Raw genomic sequence first — 890 nt, 5'->3', positions numbered from 1 at the left:
GCGGCGCCCGCCGCTGCAGGCCGGCTTGCCAGCGGCGGCGGTGGCGGCCAAGCTACCGGCTCCCGCGCCGTGCGGGTCATCGCCCGCCCGAGCCGCCGCCCCGCATGTCCGCCGTTTCCTCCGAGATTCCCGCCGCGCCCCTGTTGCATCCGCTCGCCGTCGGCGACGCGCGGCGCCCGCTGGCCTTCGCCAACGGCGAACACATCGACCTGGCCACCTTCCTTGGCCACGTGCGCGGCCTGGCCGCGGTGCTGCCGGCCGGCCGGCACGCGCTGAACCTGTGCGAGGACCGCTACCGCTTCATGGTCGCGTTCTGCGCGGTGGCGCTGCGCGGTCAGACCTCGCTGCTGCCGTCCTCGCGCGCGCCGGCGGTGGTGGCCGAGGTGCAGCGCAGCCATGCCGATTGCTACTGCCTGGGCGACCTGGCGCTGGCCGAGCCGCCGCCGCGCTACTGGCAGGTGCCGGACGCGCTGCCGTCGCTGGACGGGCCGATGCCACAGCTGGCCGACGACGCGCTGGTGGCGATCGGCTTCACCTCCGGCAGCACCGGCGCGCCCAAGCCCAATCCCAAGACCTGGGGCAGCTTCCTCACCAGCACCCGCCAGGACCTGCTGGCGCTGGTCGGGCTGTGGCCGGACACGGCGGTGCCGCAGGTGGTGGCGACGGTGCCGCCGCAGCACATGTACGGCATGGAGCTGTCGATCCTGCTGCCGCTGGTGACGCCGCTGGCGGTGCACGCCGGGCGTCCGTTCTTTCCCGAGGACGTGGCGCGCGCGCTGGCGCAGCTGCCGGCGCCGCGGCTGCTGGTGACCACGCCGGTGCATCTGCGCGCGCTGGTCGAATCCGGCGTCGCCCTGCCGCCGCTGGCCGGCATCGTCTCGGCCACCGCG

Annotated in this window: 1 protein-coding gene; it reads left to right on the top strand. The window is 75.5% G+C overall.

Annotated features, from left to right (window positions below; genetic code table 11):
• Positions 1-104: 104 nt before the first annotated feature.
• The coding region (locus D183_RS0118675) for an AMP-binding protein (RefSeq protein WP_017910337.1) at positions 105-890 on the top strand (786 nt) is incomplete at its 3' end.

Origin of the sequence: Xanthomonas sp. SHU 199 (assembly GCF_000364665.1) — a bacterium.
GTDB classification, from domain to species: domain Bacteria; phylum Pseudomonadota; class Gammaproteobacteria; order Xanthomonadales; family Xanthomonadaceae; genus Xanthomonas_A; species Xanthomonas_A sontii.
The sequence above is the reverse complement of the archived record's forward strand: the minus strand, read 5'-3'. Positions and strand labels throughout refer to the sequence as shown.